We start from the raw sequence: 24,884 nt of genomic DNA on the forward strand, positions 1-24,884 counted from the left end.
CGCACCTATTCACGACCGTACTTGTCGTTGTAACGCACGATATCGTCTTCACCGAGATAAGAGCCCGTCTGCACCTCGATCAGCTTCAAAGGGATCACCCCGGGATTTTCCAGCCGATGCACGGTGCCCAGCGGTATGTAGGTGGACTGGTCCTCGGAGAGCAGAAAGCTGCGCAGACTTGCCGTGTCCCCCGGGCTTTCCCCCTGGACGACCCGGGCCGTGCCCTGCACCACGACCCAGTGTTCGGCGCGGTGGTGATGCATCTGAAGCGACAGCGCCGCGCCTGGCTTGACCATGATCTCCTTCACCTGAAAGCTCTCGGTCAGCGCCAGGGTGCGGTAATGCCCCCAGGGGCGGTAGACCTGCTGGTGCGATTGACACTCCTTGCGACCGGCCGCCTTCAGGGCACTGACGATGTGCTTGGTGTCCTGGGCGTGGTGACGGTCCACGACCAGCACCGCGTCGTCGGTCTCCACGATGACCAGGTTGTTCACCCCCACCGCCGCCACCAGCCGGGAATCGCTGTATACCAGGCTATTGCGGGTGTCCTGCAGCAGCACATCGCCGTGCACGGCGTTGCCGTTGACCGGGTCTTGCGCGGCGCGCAGCTCATGCAACGCGTCCCAGGCGCCGATATCGCTCCAGCCCGGGGACATGGGCACGACCGCCGCCTGGCGGGTGTGCTCCATGACCGCATAGTCGATCGATTCGCTGCGACATTCGGCGAACAGGGCTTCGTCGATGCGCAGAAAGTCCATGTCCTGGGTGCGCGCCTCGAACGCTGCCTGACAGCTTTTCAGGATGTCCGGGGCGTGCTCGGCCAGTGCCGCGAGAAAGCTTTCGGCCTTGAACAGGAAGATGCCGCTGTTCCAGAGGTAGTCGCCGCTTTGCAGATACTGCTCGGCGGCCGTCATTTCCGGCTTTTCGACGAAGGCTTCGACGGCGAACCCCTGGGACAGGGCCTGGCCGCGCTTGATGTAGCCATACCCGGTGTGGGGAGTGGTCGGCGTGATGCCGAACGTGACCAGCCGGCCTTCGTGGCTCAACTCGAGCCCCTGCTCGATGGCCTGGGCGAAGGCCCGGGTATCCTTGATGACGTGGTCTGCCGGCATGACCAGAAGCTCGGCGTCGGGATGCGTGAGGCTCGCCGTCAGTGCCGCCAACGCCAGCGCCGGGGCGGTGTTGCGTCCACAGGGCTCCAGAATGATCTGGCACTGTCTGAAACCGATCTGCTGCATCTGCTCGGCGACCAGAAAGCGGTGCTCTTCGTTGCACACGATCAAGGGCTCCCCCGAGCAGGCGACGCCTTCCAGGCGAAGGGCGGTCTCCTGCAGCAGGCTGGCATCGTCGCGGTGGAGGTTCAAGAACTGCTTGGGGTAGTACTCACGGGACACCGGCCACAGTCGCGACCCCGAGCCCCCTGACAAGATAACCGGCAAAATCATCACTCATCCTTGAAACAAACGATCTGGACTGTTCATGGGAGCCCTTGCATCAGGGCTGACTGTTGGCAAAGCCCCGGGTCAGCGTCATCACCAGGATCTTGAGATCGAGCCCCAGCGACCAGTTGTCGATGTAGTAAAGGTCGAACTCCACCCGCTTTTGCATCTGCTCCAGGGTATCGGTGGTGCCCCGGTAGCCGTTGACCTGGGCCCAGCCGGTCATGCCGGGTTTCACCCGGTGGCGCTGCATGTAGTTCTGAATCACGCCCTTGTAGTACTGGTTGTGATCCAGCGCGTGGGGGCGCGGGCCGACCAGCGACATGCGCCCTTGCAACACGTTGTAGAGCTGGGGCAGCTCATCGAGGCTGGTGCGACGCAGAAAGGCGCCCAGCGGGGTGATGCGCGGGTCTTCCCGGGTGGCGGCGACCGTGGTGCGCGCCTGGTGCACGCTCATGCTGCGAAACTTGTAGATGCGAAAGCGCTTGCCGTCCATGCCGTGGCGGTGCTGCTTGAACAGCACCGGCCCGCCCATCTTCCACTTGATGAGCGCGGCAATGACCAGCATGACCGGCAGGAAACCGAGAAACAGCAATCCACCGATCACCCGGTCCTCGATGCTCTTGATCAGCCGCAGCGGCCCGCTGTCCAGCGGGCTGTAGTTCAGCTCCAGCGAGTAAAGGCCGACCACCTGGGCCATGCGATGGTTGAGCAGGCGAATATCGGACAGGTCGGGAAAGTAGCGTACCGTCAGCGGAATGTTGATCAGGCTCGTGGAGACCAGGCGCACCTTGTCGCCATCGCTCAGCGGATAGCTCAGCCAGATCTCGTCGAACTCCTTGTTGAAGCCGCTTTCGTCGACCAGCGTCTTCAACCGGGCGTGAAAGCGGTCGGAGTCGTCGTCGACGTGAACGCCGTGCAGCATGTAGCCGGCGTAGATCATGGCGTTCAAGTGGTCTTTCAGGCGAAACAGGTTGTCCTGGCGGCCGATGATCACGATGCGCTTGCAGTTCTTGCCCTGCGCGCGCAGCCGGCGCAGGTAGCTGTAAAGCGCCCCGCGCATCAGGCTGCCCACCCCCAGTACCGTGAGCGACGACACCCCCATCCACAGGCGGGAAAAGTTTTCGGTGGTTTGCGTGGCGACCAGCAACACGCTGATGAGCACGATGGTGATGCCCCAGCTCAGCCCGTAGACCCCGAGCATCGAATACAGGCTTCGCCCGCGCCAGGGCTGGTAGAGCCCGAGAAGTTCGCCCACCGCCGGCAGCAGCAGGCTGCCGATCACCATCAAGAAGAGATACTCCTCGCCGTGATAGGTGATGTTGGGCATCGCCCAGAGCGCAATCGAGGAGACCATCAGCGCGATGCCTGCGTCGAAGCAGCGCATCGCGCGTCTTAGCCATTCGTTATTGTGTGTTCCTTTTAACGCGCTCATGCAAAGGCGTTATCCTTGGCTTGTTTCCGTGAAGTCCGTCAATGATAACAGCAGCGCCATGATATCGCTTAGATCCCGGCTGCTCAGGTCCCCCACGGCGGACTGCAGCGCCAGGCTGTCCAGCGCGTATTCCCCGACGGTATCGATGTACTGGATACGCTGATCGTACAGGCTGGCGCGGGCGTCCAGCACGTCGACCAGATCGCGCAGTCCCAGCTGCTCGCCGCGCTCGGCGGCGTTGAGAAACAGCCGACTGGAGGCGATTGCCTGGTTCAGCGCCTGAATACGGCGCACGTGCCCGTTGAGCGAGCGCAGCCGCTGGCGGACTTCCTGTATGGCCAGGTTGCGCTGGTTATCAAGGTCCGCCTGGCTTGCATCGATGCGCCGCTCGCCCTGTCGCACGTTGGCTGCGGTATAGCCGCCCCGATAGATGGGTACGCTGACCTGCACGCTTGCCTGGTAGTCCTCGCTTTCGCGCAGGGCGTCGTCGCTCTTGCGGTCCGAGTACGACAGGTTCAGGTTGAGTTCCGGGTAATAGCCGGCCCGGCGGGTGTTGGCGTCGGCCTCGGTGATGCGCTGCTGTTCCCGGGCCAGCAGCACGTTCAGGTTCTGCCCGGCGCGGGCGACCCAGGTGTCCGGCTCGCCCCACTCCTGGTTCAGCGCCACCTGGGAAAGCTCACCGATGGCCAGCTGCCGGAACTCGGGGAACGTGCCGGTCAGCCGCTCCAGCGTGCTCAGGGCGTTGTTGAGTTCGTTTTCCGCCTGTACGGCGTCGGAGACGGCCTGGTCCAGCCGCGACTGCGCTTCGAGCAGGTTGATGCGATCCCCGATGCCCAGATCATAGGCGCGCTGGGCCTGGCGTACCTGCAGATCCAGCGCCTCCTGCTGGGATTCCAGAAGCCCCAGACGCTGGGACGCCAGATAAGCCTGCACGTAGGCTTCACTCACCTGCAGCGCCAGGTCGCGCTCGACCACGGCCAGCTGCAGTTCGGCGGCACTGACCTGGGCGGTGGCGACATCCACCCCGCGCCAGCGCTCCAGGCTGAACAGCGGCTGCTGAAGCTGGACCCCCCAGACGTTTTCCTCGATTTCACCGGGGCGCTGGGCGGGCTGGTCGAGCCCGAAATCGTCCGGTGAGGTCTGGATGTTGGTGGAGTCCTGCCAGAGATACGACCCGGACGCCGAGACCTGCGGCAACAGCTGCGAGCGGGCCATGGGCACTTCTTCCCGGGTGGCCGCCAGCTCGAAGCGCTGGCGCGACAGGTCCGCGTCGTGCTCCAGGGCACTGGCGAACAGCGCCGGCAGTGACGGCAGCGTAGGCGCCTGGGTCGGGCGCTCGTCGAGAGCGGCCAGTTCCTGCATGGCACTGGGCTCGGCCATGGGGGTCGCCTGCTGGGCGTAGGCCTGCGTGGTCATTAGCCCGAGCACGACGCCCAGCGCCACGCCTTGCTTTCGTGTTACGCCCCATCGGGCCGGGATGAAGTGCATTAATCCTCCTGCAGGGCGCGGGCCAGCATGTCGGTCACCGGTTTGGCGATATAGCTTGCGAAAGTGCGCTCGCCGGTGCGCAGCATGACTTCTGCAGGCATGCCGGATAACAGCTGCATACGATCGTTCATCTGCTCGGAGCCGGCTTCGGTGACCCGAACCCGGGCGCGGTAGTAGCGTTGGCCGGTGGCTTCGTCCTCGAAGCTGTCGGCGCTGACGTAGATCACTTCGCCGTCGATCACATCGGTCAGGCGCTGGTTGAAGGCGCTGAAGCGGATCTCGGCGAACTGACCAATGAAGATGTTATCGATATCCCGGGTGGGAATGCGTGCCTCGACCACGAAGCCGTCGTTGCTGGGCACGACATCCATGATGGTATCGCCCGGGCGAATGACCGCGCCGATGGTATGCACCTGGCGGCCCACCACCGTGCCGGACACCGGTGCCGTGACCACGGTGCGCTGAACCTGGTCGGTGAGCGATACGATCTGCTCTTCGGCCTGGGCGATCTGCGCCTGGGCTTCGCGCAGCTGCTCGCCGACTTCTTTCTGGAATTCCTGCTGCTGGATTTCCCGCTGCATCCGGTTTTCGCTGATCTGCGAGCGAAGCTGAGCGGTGTTGGCGCGAAACTCGGCGTTGTCGCCTTCGTATTGAAGAATCTGGCGTTCCAGTTCGCGCATGCGCTGGTTATCCCCCAGGCCTTCGCGGTAGAGCGAGCGGAAATCATCCGCCTCGGAACGCAGCGACGAGATCCGCCGGGTATTGACGCCGATACGCTGTTCCAGGCCCTCGATCTGCTCCTGCATCTGGATGATCTGCTCATCCAGAGACTCGAGCGTGCTGTTGAGCGATTGGCGCCGCGCGGTGAACAGGCTCTGCTGAACCGCGACGACCTGCTGAACCCGGGGGCTGTCGACGTTCTTGATGTCCTCGGGAATTTCCAGGGTCTCGGCGCCTTCCTGCTCGGCCAGAAGCCGCGCTTCCATGGCCCGGTTGATCAGATACTGTGACCGGGCGATCTCGAGCTGGGAGCGCGACTGGGTGTCGCTCAACACGAGAAGCGTATCGCCCGCCTCTACCCGGTCGCCGTCTTCCACCAGCAGTTCACGCACGATACCGCCTTCAAGGTGTTGCACCGTGCGCTTGAAGGATTCGATCGAGACGTTGCCCGGGGCCACCACGGCAATGGCCAGCGACGCGGTGACCGACCAGAGAATGAAGCCGCCAAGGGCAATCACTAAAATGGCGTAGCCCAGCTTGCGATACCCCTTGTCGCTGGTGGGAAGCTGTTCGGTGGCCTCGCCGTCGATGGTGGCCGGGCCCTGGGGCGTTACATCGATCTCGCCGTGAGGCGTGAGATTGCGCTGATCTTTGCTCATTGGGAATCCTCACCCTGACGCCCGCCGGAAATCGCCGAAAGCCGGGTTGACGGTTGCTGACCTACCTGGGCGCGGGGTTTCTTGGCGAACTGGGCGAGCACCTGATCCCGCGGGCCGAACATGCTCACCTGGCCTTCCTTCATCACCAGCAGCTTGTCCATGTTCTTCAAGACGTTGGTACGATGGCTGATGACAAACAGGGTCACGCCTTCGCTCTTGAGCTGGGCGATGGTCTGACCGAGCGCGCGTTCGCCGGCCTCGTCCAGGTTGGCGTTGGGCTCGTCCAGCACCACGAACACCGGGTTGCCGTAAAGCGCACGCGCCAGGCCCACACGCTGGCGCTGCCCGCCGGAGAGCGCACCGCTGGTGGAGGAAATGACCGTGTCGTAGCCGTTGGGAAGCTCCAGAATCATCTCGTGGACACCGGCCTTCTGCGCCGCCTCGACCACCTTGTGGGAGTCGATGTTGCCAAACCGGGCAATGTTTTCGCTGATGGTGCCGTCGAAAAGCTCGATGTCCTGAGGCAGATAGCCGATATACGGGCCGATCTCGTCGCGGTTGTACTGGGTGATGACCCCGCCGTCCAGGCGCACATCGCCTACCTGGGAGGGCCAGATACCCAGCAGTACCCGGGCCAGTGTCGACTTGCCCGCCGCACTCGGCCCGATGATGCCGATATGCTGGCCGCGCGGCACTTCGAAGTTGATGCCTCGGATGGTGGCCATGCGCACCCCGGGCGGTGCGGCGGCCACGTTCTCGAGCGCGATGTCGCCCTTGGGCGCAGGCAGCGACATCTTGCGCTGCTCGCCGGGTATCAGGGTGAGCAGCTCGTTCAAGCGCCCGTAAGCGCCCCGGGCGCTGACGAAGCTCTTCCAGCCGCCGATCATCTGATCGATGGGCGCCAGCGCGCGGCCCATCAGGATGGAGCCTGCGATCATCATGCCGGGGCTCATCTGTCCTTCCAGCACCAGCAGTGCCCCCAGGCCCAGGATGAGCGACTGGAACATGATGCGCAGTACCTTGGAGACGTTGGTGAGCGCGCCGGCGCGATCACTTGCCTGGGACTGCTTGGAGAGAAATTCGTGGTGACGTTTGGACCAGCGCCCCATGATGCCCGGCAACATGCCCATGGCGTGAAGCACTTCGGCGTTGCGCAGGTTGGAGTTGGCCAGGTTCTGCGCCTGGATATGTTCGTTGTTGGCATCGGCCAGCAGCGTCTTCGTGGCCTTCTCGTTGGCGATGGCCAGGCCCACCAGAATGATGCCGGCACAGGTGGCGAAAATGCCAAGCCAGGGGTGGAACAGGAAAAGCACCCCCAGATAGACCGGCACCCACGGGGCATCGAAAAACGCGAACAGGCCGTTGCCGGTCAGAAACTGGCGCAGGCTGGTCAAGTCGTTCAGCGGCTGTGCGCTCTGGCTGCCCTGGGCCACCAGGCTGCGCCGGAACATGGCGCTGTAAAGGCGTTCATTGATGGCGGTATCGAGCCGGTTGCCCACCCGCACCAGCATGCGCGAGCGAACCAGTTCAAGCCCGCCCATGACCATGAACAGAAAGACCACGACCAGCGTCAGCATGATCAGCGTATCCAGGCTTTGGGTTGTGAGTACGCGGTCGTAGACCTGGAGCATGTACATCGGCGGCACCAGCATCAGCAGATTGACGAACATGCTGAAAAAACCCACCGACACAAACGAACTCTTGCAGGCTTTCAAAGCGAGCTGCAAGTCCGTTGCTTCCTGTTGCTTTGCCATGGAAGGATCACCGTAGAATCAATAAAATCGCGCGAGGCAGAATCGCGAAAGCATAACAGAGACGCCCCTGCCAGGGGTAGGGGCGTCGGTAGAGCCTGCTCTATATCGTCAAGATGCAAAAACGCATCATCCCAGCAGCGACATGCTCTCCTGGGACTCGACGAAGCCGAGCATGACGGTGGCCTTGTCCGCACCGCCCGCCATTTCGTCGAGCCAGTACTGCTTGCCCGCCGCGTCCGCTTCACGTTCAAGGACGTTGGAGTACATCAGATCGATGAACGCATCGTTCTGGATATTGGGGTTTCGCTGTTGAAACTCCTGGGAATTGATGAAGCCGTGGGCGATATCGTCGAGCCCGAAATCCTGGCTGATGTCCAGCCAGTAGCCCAGGCCCTGGCCATCGGCGTCACGATCGAACGCGGCATCGTAAAGACGCAGAAGCGGATCGACGGCTTCGCTTAGCACCGCATCGTCGCGGAAGGCCAGGTTCTGGATACGCGTATCTTCACCGACCGGCGTTTCGGCTTCGCTGAAGGGGGTTTCGCTGTACATGGCGCCCATGTACTCGGCAAAGGCATCCTGCTCGGTGCCCTTGGCGGCAAAATCGAATTGGCCGTCGAGGGTGTAAGCCTCTACCAGATCGACGCGATCCAGGTAGCTGCCTTCGCCCAAGGGGTAGCCGTCACCGCCGTCTGCCATGAAGCCGAGGGTAACGACCTTGACCGTTTCTTCCGCATCACCGACCAGGCGCCCGTTGGCTACCAGCACGTCGTGGATCTTGCCATCTTCGGTGAGGATGGCGGCATTTTGAATGCGCTCGCCTTCCGGCTTTTCCCAGTCGTAGCTGTACTGAATGCCGCCCACCTGAGCAAACTGGCCCGCGGTGATGTTGGGGGCGGACGCGGCAACGGCGTGCTCGATCACCTCGAGCAGGGTGCTGCGCGTCAGGGTCAGGATGGTCAGGTCGTTGTTGAAACGCAGTGACGAGCCGGCATCGAGCTGGGACACACCGCCTTCGGGCTTGCCGATGGCCGGGTTGCCCGCGGGCGCCTGGTAGCTGGGCTGGCTGTCGCCGCCTTGTACGACCACATCGCCAATGGGCTCACGGATACCGCCGGCGTTCTTGAACGAGACCATGACGTCACTGTCGACCTGGCGGGCATACCACAGGTTGGCATCCGCGGTCAGGTTGCCCAGGTTGGTCTCTTCGGTACGTACCGAGCCGCGCTCACCCACGAGATAAACATCGGTAAGCCCGAGAATGTTGCCGTCCTGCTCGGCGACGAACTCACCCACGGCGCCCACGAGATCCTGAGCGACCTTGCCCTTGGTGCCTTCGGCAAAGGCGGCTTCCAGACTCCCCCAGAGCGCTTCCACCTGCGCATCGGTCGAGGCGTAGATGCCGGACGTTGCCGGGTCGATCGACTCGGGCAGGATATTCCCGTTCTCGTCGAACTCGACCACGAGCTGCGCCACGTAGCGCCAGCCCGCATCGGTGTTGACGATGACGACGTCGTTGCCGGAGGCGTCCTGGGTCAGGATCGGGTAGGACTTGTAAGGCTCGCCGGCGCCGGGGAAGAGCCCGCGCTCGATGTCGTTCTGGTTGGCCAGCAGCGAATCCGAGCCGCCGGCGATCACGATGTCGACCCCGTCGAGCAGCGTGGCCAGTTCTTCCTCGAACTGGATCTGCTGCAGGTGGGCGCTCAGGATGATCTTGTTGACGCCGCGCGCTTCCAGCTCGTCGATGACCGGCTGAATGACGCCCGCGAGTGCCTGCATGTCGTTGCGGCCACCGGTGATCACATCGACTCCGCCCGTGGAAGAGATGCTTTCCAGAATCTGCGTGGTGATGCCGATGATACCGATCTGCTCGCCGCCCGCTTCAGCAATCACCGCCGGGGCCAGCTTGGGCTTGTCGGCCCCTGCAAGCACTTCCTGCAAGGTGGACTGGAAGGCCTCGTTGGAGAAGATCTCGTTGGTGGCCAGACCGCTGAGGTTCGAATCACCCGAGAAGTCCAGGTTGGCGGACAGATAGGGGAACTGAGCACCCAGCCACTCGACGTCTGCTGCGCTATCGCCATTGACCGTCGGGGCGATCATGTCGGCGATCAGGCCGGTGCCCAGGTCAAACTCGTGGTTACCCAGCGCAATGGCGGCGGCATCGATCAAATCCATCAACAGCACTTCGACCCGGCCGGAGGCGGCAGTGATACCGCTCATGGAGCCCGCTTCGAGGCCATAGACGTTTTCGACCGCCGTCTGAAAGGCCGACTGAAGGCTCTGTTCGGCGGCCGCGTTCAGATATGGCCCCGGCAGGATAAGATCCCCCGAGCTTATGAACAGGCTGTTTTCGTACTGATCTTCCAGGTAATCGACGATGGAAATGAAGTTCGGCGCATTTAAGAGATCCCCCCCGCCGCCTTCCATATCCGAGGCGTGCAGAAGCTGTAGTCGAAAGTTGCTCATTGAAGTCCCCTTCTTTTTTTTACATGACGGTTTGCATGACAGGCTTTCAAAGCAGTAAGAAATACTACCCGTCCCTCAATGACGAAAACGTGACACTTTTAATAAACGCCCTTCACATCATCTGGACCCAAGCTAACCTGAACATTAATCAATAATCACAAATTTGCCATAAATCTCACACGCCGACGTCACAGTAACGCAACATCCCGCCGTTAGGTTGGTTTAACCATTACGTAACAACAAGTAACTTTAAGCAACGGTTCAAGCTAAGGTTCAAGCAAAGCTTTAAGCAACGGTTATCAACGTTCAGTGCAAACGGCTGCCTCTGGCAGCCATACATGAATAACCAGCAAAACGTTCATCGAGGGGCTTTTCCCATGAAACACCAAACGATCGTCAGCACGCTCTACCGGTCGCTTTTACAGCGCGAGCCCGATACCGCAGGGCTCGACTACTGGGTCGATTTACTGGATAGAGGGGTGCTCGACCCAAAGGATGTGGCGCGCAATTTTATTACGCTGTCCGCAAGCCAGGAGAGCCCGCAGCCAAGTCCTTCTCAGGCCTGGCAGTCCTTCACCGGCTTCGAACGGCCTGCAGGTCACGATGCGTTTGGCTCATTGCGCCCCACGCCGGCGCAAGCGCCCCAGGGTCCCGATGCGCCTAGAAGCCCGCCCCAGACCTCGGCGCCGGAGCTGCCTCAGGGTCCCGATGCGCCCAAGAGCCCGCCCCAATTCCCGGCGCCGGAGCTACCCCAGGGCCCCGATGAGCCCAAAAACCCGCCCCGTCCCCCGGTATCGGGTGAGCCTGACGAGCCTCAAGAGCCCGGTGAACCTGACGATTCTGACGAGCCCGAAACACCCGAAACGCCCGAGCTGATCGAAACGCCACAACCGGCCTTTGGCCTGGGCGAGCGTTACTACCAGGGCGCATCGGATGCTTCCGCGGCCATCGCTATCAGCGACACCCTGATGCTGGTTGCCGATGACGAAGACCAGACGCTACGCCTTTATGATCGCGCGGCGGGCGGCGAGCCCGTCAGCGAATTCAATCTCAACGAGGCCCTGGGGCTCGGGGACGGCCAGGAGGTCGATCTCGAGGCCGTGGCCACCTATCAGGGCGTTCAGTACTGGCTGGGCTCTCATGAAAGCAGCCAGCGCTCGCTGATTTTCGCAACGCAAGTCACCGGCGATAGCGCCGACGACCTTGCCATCAATGTCGTGGGTCAGTTTGCCGGGTTGGCCGAACAGCTTGCCGCCTGGGATTCGGGTAACGGCCATGGCCTTGGCGAGAACGCGCTCAACCTGGCGCAAGGTCTCAATATCGAGGGCGCCGTCTTCATCGACGACACCCTTTATCTGGGGCTTCGGGCGCCGCTGGACGACGGCTTCGCCCAGTTGCTGCCGATTACCAATGTCATCGGGCTCGTCGATGGTTCATCCTCGCAAGCCGACTTCGGTGCGCCGCTGCGCCTGGACCTGGACGGCCGCGCCGTGCGCGCCATCGAATCGGCGGGTGATGAAGGCTACCTGATCCTGGCCGGCCCGGAAAACGACAGCGATGACGTCGGCTTTGGCCTCTATTTCTGGGACGGCAATTACGCCGTGCGCGAAATCGACGGCGTCGATTTGAACACCATCGCCGGGGAAATCGGCGCGAAGCCGGAAGCGCTTTTCGATATCGCCGTGAGCGACGACGGTATCTCGGCCAGCGTGCTTTATGATAGCGGCACCGTCGACTGGTTCGACGATGGCCGCGCCTCGAAGGACCTGCCTGACAGCCAGCAGCAGTTTATCGGCACGGACATCACCTTCGACGCCCTGCCGGACATGACGCCCCGCCCGGGCGATATCGCGGTGACCGCGGTCAGCGGCAGCGACAAGGAGTTCCAGTTCGTCGCGCTTCACGGGATCAGTGAAGGTGCTGAAATCACCTTTACCGACTCGGGCTGGATGGGTGACGGCTTTCGTGCCAACGAAGGTGCGGTCAAGTGGACCGCGCCGGCGGGTGGCGTAGCCCCCGGTACGGTCATTTCCCACACCCGCGACGCCGACCAGTTCTCGAATGCCAATAGCCCTGCCGTCGGCACCGGCAGCTTCAACCTGTCGGTCAGCGGCGACCAGGTCATCGCGTTCGTCGGCGAGGATACGAACCCCACGTTCATCTACGCGATCCAGACCAACAGCGACGAGTGGCAGCCCACGGCGACCAACTCCAACAACTCGGCCCTGCCCACCGGGCTCGAGAATGGCCTGACGGCGGTGGCCGTGGGCCAGGAGCGCAACGCAGCCTTCAGCGGTGAGGGCTACGGCAGTGCCGATGAGCTCTTGAGAGCGATCAGCAACCCGGAAAACTGGACGTTCGAGCGCAACGAGATGCCCGAAGGGCTGACCCAGACCTTCCGCATCGGCACCATGGACGCACCTTATGTGCCGGGTGAAACCGATATCGGGCTTGCCATTACCGAGATCTGGCCGGGCCAGGCCGGGGCGGACGTGACCGAGGACTGGTTCGAGATCACCAACCGCTCCGACGACACCCTGGACTTTGGCAGCGCCCCGCTTTACTACGATGACGACAGCGCCAACCCGCAGGACGCCGTACTGATCGAAGGCTTGACGACGCTGGCACCGGGTGAATCCGCCATCGTCATCGTCGACGGGGGCAGCGAGGCCGTGGCGCAGTTCCGCGCAGCCTGGAGCAACCTCGAGGGTATCGACTCGCTCAAGATCGGCTTTGCCGACAACGCCGCGGGCCTGGGCAGCGGCGGCGACGCCGTCACCTTGTGGCAGGGCGACCCGCGTGTGGATGGCAATCAGGTGGCCTTCGAGGCCTACCCCGATACCGCCGGCAACGATGCGGCCTCCTGGAATGTCGATCGCCAGGCCTTCACTCAGCAAGGTGAAGAAGGTGCCAGCTCCTCTGCCGCCTCGGGCGGTGACGGTAGCAATGTGCCCGCCCTCGCCTCCCCGGGTATCGCCATTATTCCCGAGCCCGAGATCACGCTGATTTCCACGGTGCAGGGCGAAGGCGGTACCAGCGCCCTGAACGGCGAACGGGTCACGCTGGAAGCCATCGTCACCATGGTCACGCCAGGACTCGACGGCTTTTTCATTCAGGAAGAAGACGAGGACAACGACGATAACCCGCTGACCTCGGAAGGTATCTTCGTCTACGCCGGCAGCGGCAGCGGTGAGTGGCTGTCCCAGCTCTCGGCCAAGGACCAGGTTCGCATCAGCGGCACCGTGTCGGAGTATTACGAAAAGACCCAGCTGACGGCGGATCGGGGCAGTCTGACCATACTGGCCAATGACCAGCCGCTGCCGCAAAGCCAGGTCATCAAACTGCCGTTCGCCAACAAGCAGGGCCTGGAAGCGTTCGAGGGCATGCGAGTGGCCATCGAAGCGATGGATGGCCAGCCGCTGGTGGTCACCGAGCTTTATGAGCTGGGCCGTTATGGCGAGGTCACGCTTTCCGCCGGCGGTCGCCTGGAGCAGTTCACCGAAGTGAATGCGCCGAGCGTGGAAGGCTACCAGGCCTGGCTTGAAGACGCCGAGGCGCGCACCATCAAGATCGATGATGCAAGCTCCGCCCAGAACCCGGACCCGATCATCTTTGGCCGCAACGGCGAGGAGCTTTCGGCCTCCAATCCGCTTCGTGGCGGTGACCGACTCGATACGCTGGAAGGCGTTCTGGACTTCAGCTTTGGCGAGTGGAAAGTACAGAACGTGGAAGGGCTGGACTTCTACGGCGACGACCGCCCCGCTACCCCGGACATGGACGCCCTGGGCGATGCCAGCGTCAAGGTGGCCTCGTTCAACGTGCTCAACTACTTCAACACGCTGGGCGATAGCGGCGAGCGCACACAGACCCTTGACGGCACCACCCACAGCCCGCGAGGTGCCGATAACGCCGAGGAGTTCGCCCGCCAGGAAGCCAAGATCGTCGAGGCCATCAACACCAGCGGTGCCGACGTTTTGGGTCTGATGGAGATCGAGAATAACGGCTATGGTGAAGACAGCGCCCTGGCAAGCCTGGTCAACGCGCTCAATGCGGATATTCAGAGCAAGGGTATCGAGGGCGTGACCTGGGCGTACAGCATTCCCCGAGACGCCGAGGGCAACATCGTCAGCGCAGGCAGCGATGCGATCACCGTCGGGGTGATCTATAACAGCCAGGCGGTCACTCCCGCCGGCGACGCTGCCACCAAGACCGACGGCGCGTTTGCCTACGGCAACCGCCCTCCGGTCATGCAGACCTTTACCGACGAGAACGGCGAACAGTTCTCCGTGGTCGTCAATCACTTCAAGTCCAAGGGCAGCGTGATCAATGACGAAAACGCCATTGGTGACGGCCAGGGCAACAACAACCCGACCCGTGTCGAAGCGGCCAAGGAGCTTCTCGCCTGGCTGGAGACCAACCCCACCGGCAGCGACGATCAGGACGTGCTGATTCTGGGCGACCTGAACGCCTACGCGATGGAAGACCCGATCATGGCGCTGGTCGATGCCGGCTTCGAGCTGCTGGATGATGATTACAGCTACGTGTTCGATGGGTTCTGGGGGTCACTCGACCATGCGCTGGCAAGCGAGACGCTTGCGGGCCAGGTCACCGGCACGACCACCTGGCACATCAATTCCGATGAGGCGAGCGCTCTGGACTACAACACCGAGTTCACCAGCGAGCGTCAGGACGCCAACCTCTACGCACCGGACGCCTTTAGAAGCTCCGATCACGACCCCATTCTGGTCGGCCTGAACCTGGGCGGGGGCGATTTTTAAGGACTAACACCTGCTGGCCCAAGCCCTCGCTCGGCGAGGGCTTTTTTGTGCCTGCGCCATGACCCTGCAAGAAATCACCATTAAACTGACCGTTTCCCCTTTGACAGGAGCAGCACCATGAAGATCGCAGTGGCCGGTACAGGCTATGTGGGGCTTTCCAATGCGATACTGCTTGCCCAGCACCACGACGTGACGGCGGTGGATATCGTGGCCGAGCGCGTCGATCTGCTGAACCAGCGCCGGTCACCCATTGAAGATGTGGATATCGCGGCTTTTCTCGCCCGGCAGGACCTGACGTTCAGCGCCACTCTGTCGCCGGAAAAGGCCTACCAAGACGCCGACTACGTGATTATCGCCACCCCCACCGACTACGACCCGAAAACGAACACGTTCGACACCTCGAGCGTCGAGGCGGTGATTGCCGAGGTCATCCGGGTCAACCCGACCGCGGTGATGGTCATCAAGTCCACGGTGCCGGTAGGCTATACCGCCAAGGCCAGCCAGCGCTTTGCTACCCGCAACCTGATCTTCTCGCCGGAATTTCTGCGTGAAGGCAAGGCGCTTCTCGATAACCTGCACCCTTCGCGCATCGTGGTCGGCGAGTGCTCCGAGCGCGCCAGAGCGTTTGCCGATCTCCTCGTGCAAGGCGCGATCAAGCAGGATATTGCGGTACTTTTTACCCACAGCACCGAGGCCGAGGCGATCAAGCTCTTTGCCAATACGTATCTGGCCATGCGGGTGGCCTACTTCAACGAGCTGGACACCTACGCCCAGACCCACTGCCTGGATACCCGACAGATCATCGAGGGGGTGGGGCTGGACCCGCGCATCGGCAATCACTACAACAACCCAAGCTTTGGTTACGGGGGGTACTGCCTGCCCAAGGATACCAAGCAGCTTCTGGCCAATTACCAGGATGTGCCCAGCAATATGGTCCAGGCCATCGTGGAGGCCAACCGCACCCGCAAGGATTTCATTGCCGAGTGCATCATCCAGCGCCAGCCCCAGGTGGTCGGTGTCTACCGGCTGATCATGAAAGCCGGCTCGGACAATTTCCGCGCCAGCGCCATGCAGGGGGTCATGAAACGTATCAAGGCCAAGGGAATCAAGGTCGTGGTGTACGAGCCGGTACTGGAGGAGGACGCGTTCTTCAACTCGGCGGTCATTCGCGATCTGACCGCGTTCAAGTCATTGTGCGATGTGGTACTCACCAACCGGATGACCGAGGAGTTACGCGATATAGAGGACAAGGTGTTTACCCGGGACCTTTTTGGCAGCGACGCGTAGACACCGCCCGCCGCCTTTTGACATGCAAGGCTGAAACACCAACGGGCGCCCTGGGGCGCCCGTTGGTTGGATATTGCCAGCCGGATAACCGGGCTCTGACGGCCGGCTAGACGCGCTAGACGCTTACTTGTAGACCGGCAGCCGCGCGCATACGTCCGCCACCTTTTCGGCAATCGAGGCTTCGATGGCGCTGGTGTCGTCGCCCTTGGCGAGCACTTCGAGAATATCGCAGATCCAGCCAGCGAGTTCGCGGCACTCGTCTTCACCGAAGCCCCGGGTGGTCACCGCCGGGGTGCCGATGCGCAGACCCGAGGTGATGAACGGGCTTTGCGGGTCGTTGGGTACGGCGTTCTTGTTCACGGTGATGTGCGCACGGCCAAGGGCTGCGTCGGCGTCCTTGCCGGTCACGCCCTGCTTGACCAGCGACAGCAGGAACAGGTGATCTTCGGTACCGCCGGAGACGATATCGAAACCGCGGTCGATGAACACCTTCGCCATGACCTGGGCGTTTTTCACGACCTGCTGCTGGTAGGTCTTGAACTCCGGCGCCATGGCTTCCTTGAAGCAGATCGCCTTGGCGGCGATGACGTGCATGAGCGGGCCGCCCTGGCCGCCGGGGAAGACCGCGGACTGCAGCTTCTTCTCGATATCGGCGTCGTTTTCGGCAGACAGGATCACGCCGCTGCGCGGGCCGCGCAGGGTCTTGTGCGTGGTGGAGGTCACCACGTGGGCGTGGGGCAAGGGGCTTGGGTAGACACCGGCCGCGACCAGGCCCGCCACGTGGGCCATGTCCACCAGAAAGTACGCGCCCACTTCATCGGCGATTTCACGAAACTTCGCCCAGTCGATGATCTGGGAGTAGGCGGAGAAGCCGGCGATGATCATCTTCGGCTTGTGCTCGCGGGCAAGCTCGGCGACCTGAGCGTAATCGATCAGGCCCTTGTCGTTGAGCCCATACTGAATGGCGTTGTAGTGCTTGCCCGAGAAGTTGGGCTTGGCACCGTGGGTCAGGTGCCCACCGGCGTCCAGGCTCATGCCTAGAATGGTGTCACCGGGCTTGACCAGCGCCTGAAATACCGCGCTGTTGGCCTGAGAGCCGGAATGCGGCTGCACGTTGACGTAGCTTGCGCCGAAAAGCTCCTTGGCGTAGTCGATCGCCAGGTTCTCCGCGATATCCACGAACTCGCAGCCGCCGTAGTAGCGCTTGCCCGGGTAACCCTCGGCGTACTTGTTGGTCAGCTGGCTGCCCTGGGCTTCGAGCACCCGTGGGCTTGCGTAGTTTTCAGAAGCAATCAGTTCGATGTGATCTTCCTGACGGGCCACCTCTTTTTGCATGGCGTCATATAGCGCATCATCAAACCCGGCAATGGTCATATCGCGGCTGAACATGGGAGAAACCTCGTAGGCTAGGGCATCGAAAAAAGCAAGGCGCCTATCATAACGCAGCCGGAGGCGACTTTCATCGCATCCGGCTCAGCCTGGTCATGAAGGCGGTTCATGAGTGGCGTTTACCCACCCCCGTTTCCCTGTTCACTACTCCCTACTCCCTACTCCCTACTCCCTACTCCCTACTCCCTACTCCCTATTGACTAAAGTACCTACGCTTCCCCCAGCAACCCAAGGCTTGCCGCCGGTGCCTGGCGCCTCAAGCTGTAGGACAGCGCGTGGCCGATCACACCGATCAGCAGCGCCCCACCCAGGGGAAGGGCGATCCAGAGCGTGAGATGAAGCCTGGGCGTCAGATCCAGCCAGTAGACATACAGCGCGGCGCTGGCAAGCTCGGCCAGAAATGCGCCCATCAAGCCGCTGGCAAGTCCCAGCAGCGCGTACTCGGCGCCCTGAACGCGGGAGATCATCTTGCTGCCCGCGCCGAATACACGTAATAGCCCGCTTTCGTGGGCGCGCACCGGGCGGCTGGCGGTCAGTGCGGCATAAAGCACGCTGATACCGGCCAGCAGCACCATGACGAGTATCAGCTCGACGGCCCGGGTGACCTGACCCAGCACGTCGCGCACCTGGCCCAGAATGGCATCCACGTTCAAGAGCGAGACGCCGGGAAAATCGCGTACCAGGTTGCCGATCAGGCCCTCTTCGCGCTCCGGCAGATAGAACGCCGTGATATAGCTGTGCCCAAAGCTTTCCAGCACGCCGGGCGGGAAGATGACGAAAAAGTTGGGTTTGAAGCTATCCCAGTCAAGGCTTCGCAGACTCGTGATGCGGGTCACGATCGTCTCGCCGCCGATGGAGAATGCCAGCGTGTCCCCCAGCGAAAGAGCGAGACGCTCGGCCAGGCCCTGCTCGACGGAAATGGGCACGGCGTCGCTGGCGGGCGTGGCGTCGATCTCGCCCATGAAGCCCCGGGGCTCACCGGCGGCCTGCTCGAACCACTGCCCGGCGACGATATCGTTGCCTTCGGGAAGCTGCGCCTGCCAGGTCAGGTTCAGCTCGCGGCGCAGCGACCCGTCGCCCCGGGCGTCCTCGGGCACTGCGTCGCGCGGGTCTTGATCGTTGATGGCGGTGATGCGCCCGCGCACCATGGGGTAGAGCGCGCTTTGGGTGTCCACTCGGGGAGTGATCGCGTCATCGAAGGCGTCGCGCTCGCTTGGCTGAATGTTGATGGCAAAGTAGTTGGGGGTATCTTCGGGCAGCTGGCCTTGCCAGGTAGTGAGCAGATCGCCGCGCACCAGTACGATCATCGCCATGGCAAAAAAAGTGACCGAGAACGCCAGCAGTTGACCGCGCCCGGCCTGTTTGCGCCGGGCGAGCTGGCGCCCCCCCAGGCGAAACGCCTGGCTCAGCGGCGTTGCCCCGGAAAGCCGCGCCACCAGCGCGAGAACGCCGCCGAGCAGCCAACCGCTGGCGACCCACAGCACGCCAAGAAGCGCCGCCCCGCCGAGCAACAGCCCCAGCGCCAGGGAGAAACTCCCCGAGTAAAGCCATAAAAGCCCGCCGAAGACCACGCTTGCCACCCCGACTACCAGCCAGGCGGCGGGGGTCAGCGGGTCCAGCTCGCGGCGCAGTACCTTCAAGGCACTGACCTGCTTGATGCGCAAAAGCGTGGGCCCGGCGAAACCGACCAGCACCGCCAGGGCGGTCAGCACCCCAAGCCCCAGCGGCATGATCCCCGGCAGCGGCAGGGTTAACGGTATAAACTGAACCAGCAGCCATAGCAGTACCGCCTGACCAACCAGCCCCAACAGCGCGCCGATCAACGAGGCGATCAAGGCAAGACCCAAAAGCTGTATGGCAAAGATGCTTACCAACTGATACTGGCTGGCCCCGAAGCAGCGCAAGAGGGCCGCGGTGTCCAGGTGGCGCTCCACGTAGCGCCGGGTCGACATGGCCACCGCCACGCCGGCCAGCAGCACGGCGACAAGCCCGGCCAGGCCCAGGTAGCTTTCTGCCCGCGCCAGGGCGTTGCCCAGCTGGGGACGGTCCACGCGGACGTCGCGCACTTCAACGCCGTCTTCTCTCAAGTCAGCCAGTAGCGGCTGAACGCTGTCCAGCGCCTGGGGCGGGCCTGCGGCCATAAGCTCGAATTCGATGCGCGAGCCGGGCTGCACCAGGCCGGTGGCCTCGAGATCCGCGGTATTGAGCATCAGGCGTGGGTTGAAGCTGCTGAAACCGGCGGACTGGTCGGCTTCGCGGTGGACGATGCCGGTAATGATCAGCTCGGTCTGGCCTACCTGGACGCGTTGACCCAGGTCGATATCCAGAAGCTCCGCCAGCCTGGGGTCCGCCCAGGCTTCCCCTGCGGGCGGGCCGGAGGCGACTTCCTCGGTGCCCTCGCCCAGATCCACCAGCGTGACGCCGTAGTGGGGGTAGACGTCGTCCACGGCTTTCAGGCTCGTGGGCTGAAAGCGCTCGCCCTGGCTGATCATGGAGACCAGATCCACCTGGTCGCTGAGCACGAAGCCCGCTTGCTCCAGCGTGGCACGAAGCGCGTCATCGAAGGGTTCGCGCTGTTCAAGCACGAGATCGCCACCCATCATCTGCCCCGCCTGGCGCTCCAGGCCGCGCTCCAGCCGGTCGAGAAAGAACGCGATCATGGTGGAGGCCGCCACGGCCAGCACCAGAGCCATGAAAAGCGCGCGCACATCCGAGGCGCGCAGGTCTCGCTTCAGGCTTCGCCCGGCCAGGCGCCAGTTCACACTACTCATGCGCACCGCCTGGTTGCGCCGGGGCAGGATCAAAGGCGACCAGCTGGCCGCCCTCCAGGCGCAGGCAGCGATCGCATCGGCGCGCCAGGGCGTGGTCGTGGGTCACCAGGATCAATGTGGTGCCCGCCTCCTGGTTCAGGGTGAACAACAGCTCGATGACCTGGCCGCCGGTTTCCGGGTCCAGGTTGCCGGTGGGCTCGTCGGCAAACACGAGTTCGGGGTCGGTCACGAACGCCCGGGCGATGGCCACGCGCTGCTGTTCGCCGCCGGAGAGCTGCTTGGGAAGATGGTCGACGCGCTCGCCAAGCCCCACGCGGGCCAGCCAGCCTTGCGCCGTGCGGGTTTCGCCGGCCCGTGGGGAAAGCTCGAGGGGAAGCAGCACGTTTTCCAGCGCGCTCAGGTTGGGCAACAGCTGGAAGTTCTGGAACACAAAGCCGACGCGTCCGGCCCGAAGTGCGGCGCGGCCATCTTCATCGAGGCGGCTCAAGGGGTGGCCGAACAGGCTCAGCTCGCCATCGCTTGGGGTATCCAGCCCGGCCAGCAGCCCCAGGAGCGTGGACTTCCCCGCCCCGCTCTTGCCTAGAATGGCCACGCTTTCGCCCTGGGCCACGCTCAGCGAGAGATCCTTCAGAATCGTCAATGAGCGCTCGCCGCTTCTGACCTGTTTGGACAACTGCTCGGCTAGCAGTACCGGCGGGCCCTGTGTTACACCAGAGGCGTGTGACGAAGCCGCGGTATCGGTTAAGCTTGGCCGCTCGGCATCAAGATGAGCAGACGACTTCGTATCGGGGTCGGAGGAGTAGGACATGAAGCGAGGCATCCCTTTAACGTGGCATGAGCTGACGTGGCGTAAGCTGACATGCATGGTAACCGCCGGGCTACTGTCACTGGTAGTCCTGTTTGACGCGCGCCCGGCAAGTGCCGACACACGCCCGACGCTTTTAGTGATGGGCGACAGCCTGAGCGCGGCCTACGGTATAGAGCAGGACCAGAGCTGGGTCAGGCTTCTGGAGCAGCGCCTTGAAGAGGACGCTATCGTGGTGAATGCCAGCATCAGCGGTGAAACCACCGGCGGCGGACTTGAACGCTTTGAAGAGATTCTTGACCAGCGCGAACCGGACATCGTTCTTCTGGAGCTTGGGGGCAACGACGGCCTGCGCGGGCTGCCGCCCCAGCAGATGCGAGCCAATCTGGCCGACATGATCGAGCAAAGCCAGGCGGCCGAGGCGCAGGTCCTGCTATTGGGCATCGATATTCCGCCCAACTACGGCCAGGCTTATCGCGATGCCTTCACCGGCGTGTATCACTCCCTGGCCGAAGAGTATGACATTCCGCTTGTGCCCTTCTTGCTGGAGGATATCGCCCTGAACCGGGCGCTGATGCAAAGCGACGGCATTCATCCCAACGCCGACGCCCAGCCCATCATTCTGGATAATGTCTGGCCACAGCTCGAGCCCTTGCTGGAAAGCGCGGAATAGGCCTTGCGAATAGGCCCGCGCGCGCCGTTGCAGCCCCAGGGTGAATTAATTTACTCAACCGTTTTGCACCTTTTGTAATGAGGTATATAGCACTCTTACCCGCGAGCTTGTAATCTTAAGCCTCATTTGACGATGGCTTGGCGTACATGCCCAGGTGTTCAACCTCTTCTAGACCGACTCTTTCCCGGCGGGCGTTTCTGACCAGTGCCGGGTTACTGACGCTGGGTGCGGGACTGGGTCTGGTGCCCTTCCAGGCCTCGGCCTATGACCCCGCGCGCCTGCGCCAGCGCATGGGTGCGCTCTACGGCCAGGCGGGGTTGAGCGTGCTGGAGGGCTGGTTTGCGCTACTTGCCCGCGCCGCCAACCAGGACATTCAAACCCAGCTGCGCGAAGTCAATGACTTCTTCAACCGTAACCTCCGCTGGGTGGACGACATGATCAACTGGGGGCAGGAGGATTACTGGGCAACCCCTCTTGAAGCCATGGGTAAAGGGCAAGGCGACTGCGAGGACTACTCGATTGCCAAGTATATTACCCTGAAGCAGCTGGGGGTGCCGGGCGAGCGCCTTCGCATGATCTATGTTCGCGCCCGGGTCGGCCGCAGCCGCGTCACTCAGGCGCATATGGTGCTAGGCTATTACGCCACGCCCAGTGCCGAACCGCTCATTCTGGACAATATCGCGCCCTCGATCTCGCCTGCTTCGCAGCGTACCGACCTGGACCCGGTTTTCAGCTTCAACAGCGAGGGGCTCTGGGCCGGTGGTTCGTCTCAGTCTCGTGCTGACCCGCTTGCCCGGCTTTCACGCTGGCGAAGTGCTTTGGAGCGTATGCAATCTCAAGGATTTCTTTAAAAGGATTCACCGCCATGTCGCTTATCAAACAGCTCTGGCTTGCTATTATCGGGCTGCTGCTGCTCTCCTTTATCGGAAGCCTTGCGATCAGCATTACCACCAGCCGTGCCTACATCGAGCAGGAAATCAGTATCAAGAACGAGGACAACGCCACCGCCCTTGCCCTCTCCATGAGCCAGCTGGATAAAGACATCGTCATCCTCGAGCTTTTGATTTCCGCCCAGTTCGACACCGGTTACTACCGCCAGATCGTGCTGCGCGATACGCAAGGTGACGCGTTGATCGAGCGGGCGGCGAGTGAATACCAGGGTGAGGTGCCCGGCTGGTTCCGCTCACTGGTCGAGTTCGATATCCCCCCCGGCACGGCCACCATTCAGGATGGCTGGCAGCAGTTCGGCACGCTGACGCTGGAAAGCCAGTACAGCTTTGCCTACGCCGCGCTCTGGCGAAGTTTTCTGGAGCTGGCGGGCTGGTTTCTGGTAGCGGGTGCGGCGAGTCTGGCGATTGCCACGGTGATTGTCAGCAGCATCAAGCGCCCCTTGACCCGCGTGGTGGCGCAGGCCAAGGATATCAGTGCACGGCGCTTCACGATCATCAAGGAGCCCCGTACCCGTGAGCTTCGCGATGTGGCCCGGGCCATGAACGCCTTGTCCACCAGCGTGCGCCACATGCTGACCCACGAAAGTCAGAAACTCGATGAACTGCGCCGCGACCTGCAGCACGACCCGCTCACCGGGGCACTCCACCGTGACGTGTTCCTGGCCCGACTGGCCGCGTTACTGGGTAGCGACGACGCCCGTGCCTCGGGCCTGATGGCCATGGTGCGCGTGAAGGACCTGCCCGGCTTGAACGATCAGCTCGGTCATGGTGTGACCGATGCCCTTTTAAAAGCGCTGGTGAGTCAGTTGGCCACCCTCGATACCACTTCGGAAGAGGCGCTGGTCGGCCGGCTCAACGGCAGCGACTTCATGCTGGTGCTGCCGCTGCAGACCCAGATGGAAGAGCTTCACGGGGGGCTACGCGAGGCCCTGGCCACGGTAGCCCCCCATGCCACCCACGCCACAGTGCGCCTGCCCGCCGCGATTACCAGCTATTCGCCCGAGGATGAGCGAAGCGCGCTGCTGGCCACTCTGGATACCGCCCTGGCGGAAGCGGAAAACGCGCAAAGCTCCACCAACGTGATCGTACGCGAGCGCGAGCAACAGGCGCTTTTCGCGACCCACGCTGCGTGGCGTTCGGCACTTGAGCAGGCCATCGTCCAAGGCCCGACGCTTGGCCGCTTTCCGGTGCTGAATGCCTACCAGAGCGTTCTGCATTACGAGAGCCCCGCCCGGCTGGAGCTGGCCGGGCAGTGGCAAAGCGCCGGCGTCTTCATTCCGTGGCTTTCGCGCTTTGACCTGGAGCCTGCGCTGGATATGGCCGTAATCAAGCAAGCGCTGGCCCACCTTCGCGACGATCCCCACCCGGCACTGGGCATCAACCTGTCCATTGCCGCCATTACCAATGCGCAGTTCGTTACCGAGCTTCGCGCGCTGCTGGAAAAAAACGCGGCCCTGGCGCCCAGGCTCTGCTTCGAGATCCCCGCCACGCAAGCCCCCCAGGCCATGGCCAGCCTGCGCGGGTTCTGTTCGGCGCTGCGTCATCTGGGCTGTCAGTTCGGTATCGAGCATGTGGGGGCAGAATTCACCCGGCTGGCCGAGCTTCAGGATATCGGCCTTTCCTATCTGAAGGTGGACAGCAGCCTGGTGCGCGGCATTCACGGCTCCTTCGAGCAGCAGAGCATTCTGCGCAGCATGACCACGCTTTGCCATTCGCTGGGTATTCTGGTGATTGCCGAAGGCGTTACCGAGGACCAGGAGCTGGCGCAGATTTTCCGCATCGGCGCGGATGGGGCCACCGGCCCCGGCGTGCGCGCCGCCTAGTCATTCTCCTGGCGTCCGGCGGTATCAGATGATACCGCCGTCCTCGCCAATCAGGTTCACGTTGTTCTTGGAGCGCAGCGACTTACGCTGCATCACCTTGTTCTGTGCCGCTTCGGGCAGGTCGGTGAACGAGATCACGCCTTTATCCAGCAGCACTTCCATCAAGTCTTCCACGACGCGCACGAACGCCAGGTCCGAGGCCAGAAACTGTGCCGAGGCGCCGGGCTGGTCCGCCAAGAACGCGAGTACTTCCGGGTCGTCCGCGGCGACTTGTTCCACGGTCTCGCTCGTGGCTTCCTTGCTTAAAAGCGTGATGTCACCTGCTTCATTGCGCTTGATATAGAACATCGTCACTCCATGTAAGTAAACACGCCAATCTGTAGTAAAACGTAAGCCATGGGTAGACACAGCAAGGCCGCCCGAAGGCGGCCTTGTGTCGTTGACTCT

Annotated in this window: 15 protein-coding genes; 5 read left to right on the top strand and 10 right to left on the bottom strand. The window is 62.6% G+C overall.

Going from position 1 to position 24,884, the window contains the following annotated elements; genetic code table 11:
• Window positions 1-5: 5 nt before the first annotated feature.
• From ACWF8S_RS11455 to ACWF8S_RS11480, 6 genes are all read right to left on the bottom strand, one after another.
• Window positions 6-1,445, bottom strand: a complete 1,440-nt coding sequence (locus ACWF8S_RS11455; protein WP_447553446.1) for a mannose-1-phosphate guanylyltransferase/mannose-6-phosphate isomerase — start codon at window positions 1,443-1,445, stop codon at window positions 6-8.
• Window positions 1,446-1,494: 49 nt separating this feature from the next.
• Entirely contained in the window at window positions 1,495-2,874 is a 1,380-nt protein-coding gene (locus ACWF8S_RS11460; protein WP_447553447.1) for an undecaprenyl-phosphate glucose phosphotransferase, read from the bottom strand.
• Window positions 2,875-2,883: 9 nt separating this feature from the next.
• The gene (locus ACWF8S_RS11465; protein WP_447553448.1) at window positions 2,884-4,362 is read right to left on the bottom strand and encodes a TolC family outer membrane protein; all 1,479 of its coding nucleotides are present in this window, start codon (window positions 4,360-4,362) and stop codon (window positions 2,884-2,886) included.
• Complete coding sequence (locus ACWF8S_RS11470; RefSeq protein ID WP_447553449.1) at window positions 4,362-5,741, bottom strand: HlyD family type I secretion periplasmic adaptor subunit; 1,380 nt, start codon at window positions 5,739-5,741, stop codon at window positions 4,362-4,364. Before ACWF8S_RS11470 ends, ACWF8S_RS11465 begins: the two co-directional genes overlap by 1 nt.
• Window positions 5,738-7,495: a type I secretion system permease/ATPase gene (locus tag ACWF8S_RS11475; protein WP_447553450.1), complete on the bottom strand. Its 1,758-nt coding sequence runs from the start codon at window positions 7,493-7,495 to the stop codon at window positions 5,738-5,740. The genes ACWF8S_RS11470 and ACWF8S_RS11475 overlap by 4 nt, the downstream gene beginning before the upstream one ends.
• A gap of 126 nt (window positions 7,496-7,621) precedes the next feature.
• Window positions 7,622-9,961, bottom strand: coding sequence for a DUF4214 domain-containing protein (locus tag ACWF8S_RS11480; protein WP_447553451.1), 2,340 nt, complete (start codon window positions 9,959-9,961; stop codon window positions 7,622-7,624).
• A gap of 377 nt (window positions 9,962-10,338) precedes the next feature.
• Here ACWF8S_RS11480 and ACWF8S_RS11485 point away from each other — a divergent pair, with 377 nt between their 5' ends.
• Entirely contained in the window at window positions 10,339-14,739 is a 4,401-nt protein-coding gene (locus ACWF8S_RS11485; protein WP_447553452.1) for an ExeM/NucH family extracellular endonuclease, read from the top strand.
• Window positions 14,740-14,856: 117 nt separating this feature from the next.
• Window positions 14,857-16,026 carry a nucleotide sugar dehydrogenase gene (locus ACWF8S_RS11490; protein WP_447553453.1) on the top strand — a complete coding sequence of 390 codons (1,170 nt, stop codon included), beginning with the start codon at window positions 14,857-14,859 and terminating at the stop codon, window positions 16,024-16,026.
• 123 nt (window positions 16,027-16,149) lie between these two features.
• On the opposite strand, the gene glyA is transcribed toward ACWF8S_RS11490, so the two are convergent.
• The 3 genes from glyA to ACWF8S_RS11505 all read right to left on the bottom strand — a co-directional run bounded on the left by glyA (window position 16,150) and on the right by ACWF8S_RS11505 (window position 20,994).
• Complete coding sequence (gene glyA / locus ACWF8S_RS11495; RefSeq protein WP_447553454.1) at window positions 16,150-17,415, bottom strand: serine hydroxymethyltransferase; 1,266 nt, start codon at window positions 17,413-17,415, stop codon at window positions 16,150-16,152.
• A gap of 209 nt (window positions 17,416-17,624) precedes the next feature.
• Window positions 17,625-20,186 (bottom strand): ABC transporter permease, encoded by a 2,562-nt coding sequence (locus ACWF8S_RS11500; protein ID WP_447553455.1) that lies wholly within the window; start codon window positions 20,184-20,186, stop codon window positions 17,625-17,627.
• A complete protein-coding gene (locus tag ACWF8S_RS11505) occupies window positions 20,179-20,994 on the bottom strand; it encodes an ABC transporter ATP-binding protein (RefSeq protein WP_447553456.1) in 816 nt (271 codons plus the stop codon). Before ACWF8S_RS11505 ends, ACWF8S_RS11500 begins: the two co-directional genes overlap by 8 nt.
• Between ACWF8S_RS11505 and ACWF8S_RS11510 the strand changes: the two genes are divergently transcribed.
• From ACWF8S_RS11510 to ACWF8S_RS11520, 3 genes are all read left to right on the top strand, one after another.
• Window positions 20,993-21,664 carry an arylesterase gene (locus ACWF8S_RS11510; RefSeq protein WP_447553457.1) on the top strand — a complete coding sequence of 224 codons (672 nt, stop codon included), beginning with the start codon at window positions 20,993-20,995 and terminating at the stop codon, window positions 21,662-21,664. The two genes, ACWF8S_RS11505 and ACWF8S_RS11510, sit on opposite strands and share 2 nt — an antisense overlap.
• A gap of 146 nt (window positions 21,665-21,810) precedes the next feature.
• Window positions 21,811-22,515: a transglutaminase-like cysteine peptidase gene (locus ACWF8S_RS11515; RefSeq protein ID WP_447553458.1), complete on the top strand. Its 705-nt coding sequence runs from the start codon at window positions 21,811-21,813 to the stop codon at window positions 22,513-22,515.
• Between the two features lie 14 nt (window positions 22,516-22,529).
• The gene (locus ACWF8S_RS11520) at window positions 22,530-24,437 is read left to right on the top strand and encodes an EAL domain-containing protein (protein WP_447553459.1); all 1,908 of its coding nucleotides are present in this window, start codon (window positions 22,530-22,532) and stop codon (window positions 24,435-24,437) included.
• A 24-nt stretch (window positions 24,438-24,461) separates the two neighbouring features.
• Here the strand turns inward: ACWF8S_RS11520 and ACWF8S_RS11525 are convergent, their stop codons facing one another.
• The gene (locus ACWF8S_RS11525) at window positions 24,462-24,785 is read right to left on the bottom strand and encodes a tryptophan synthase subunit beta like protein (RefSeq protein ID WP_447553460.1); all 324 of its coding nucleotides are present in this window, start codon (window positions 24,783-24,785) and stop codon (window positions 24,462-24,464) included.
• Between the last annotated feature and the right edge of the window lie 99 nt (window positions 24,786-24,884).

It is taken from the genome of Vreelandella xerophytica (assembly GCF_968048975.1).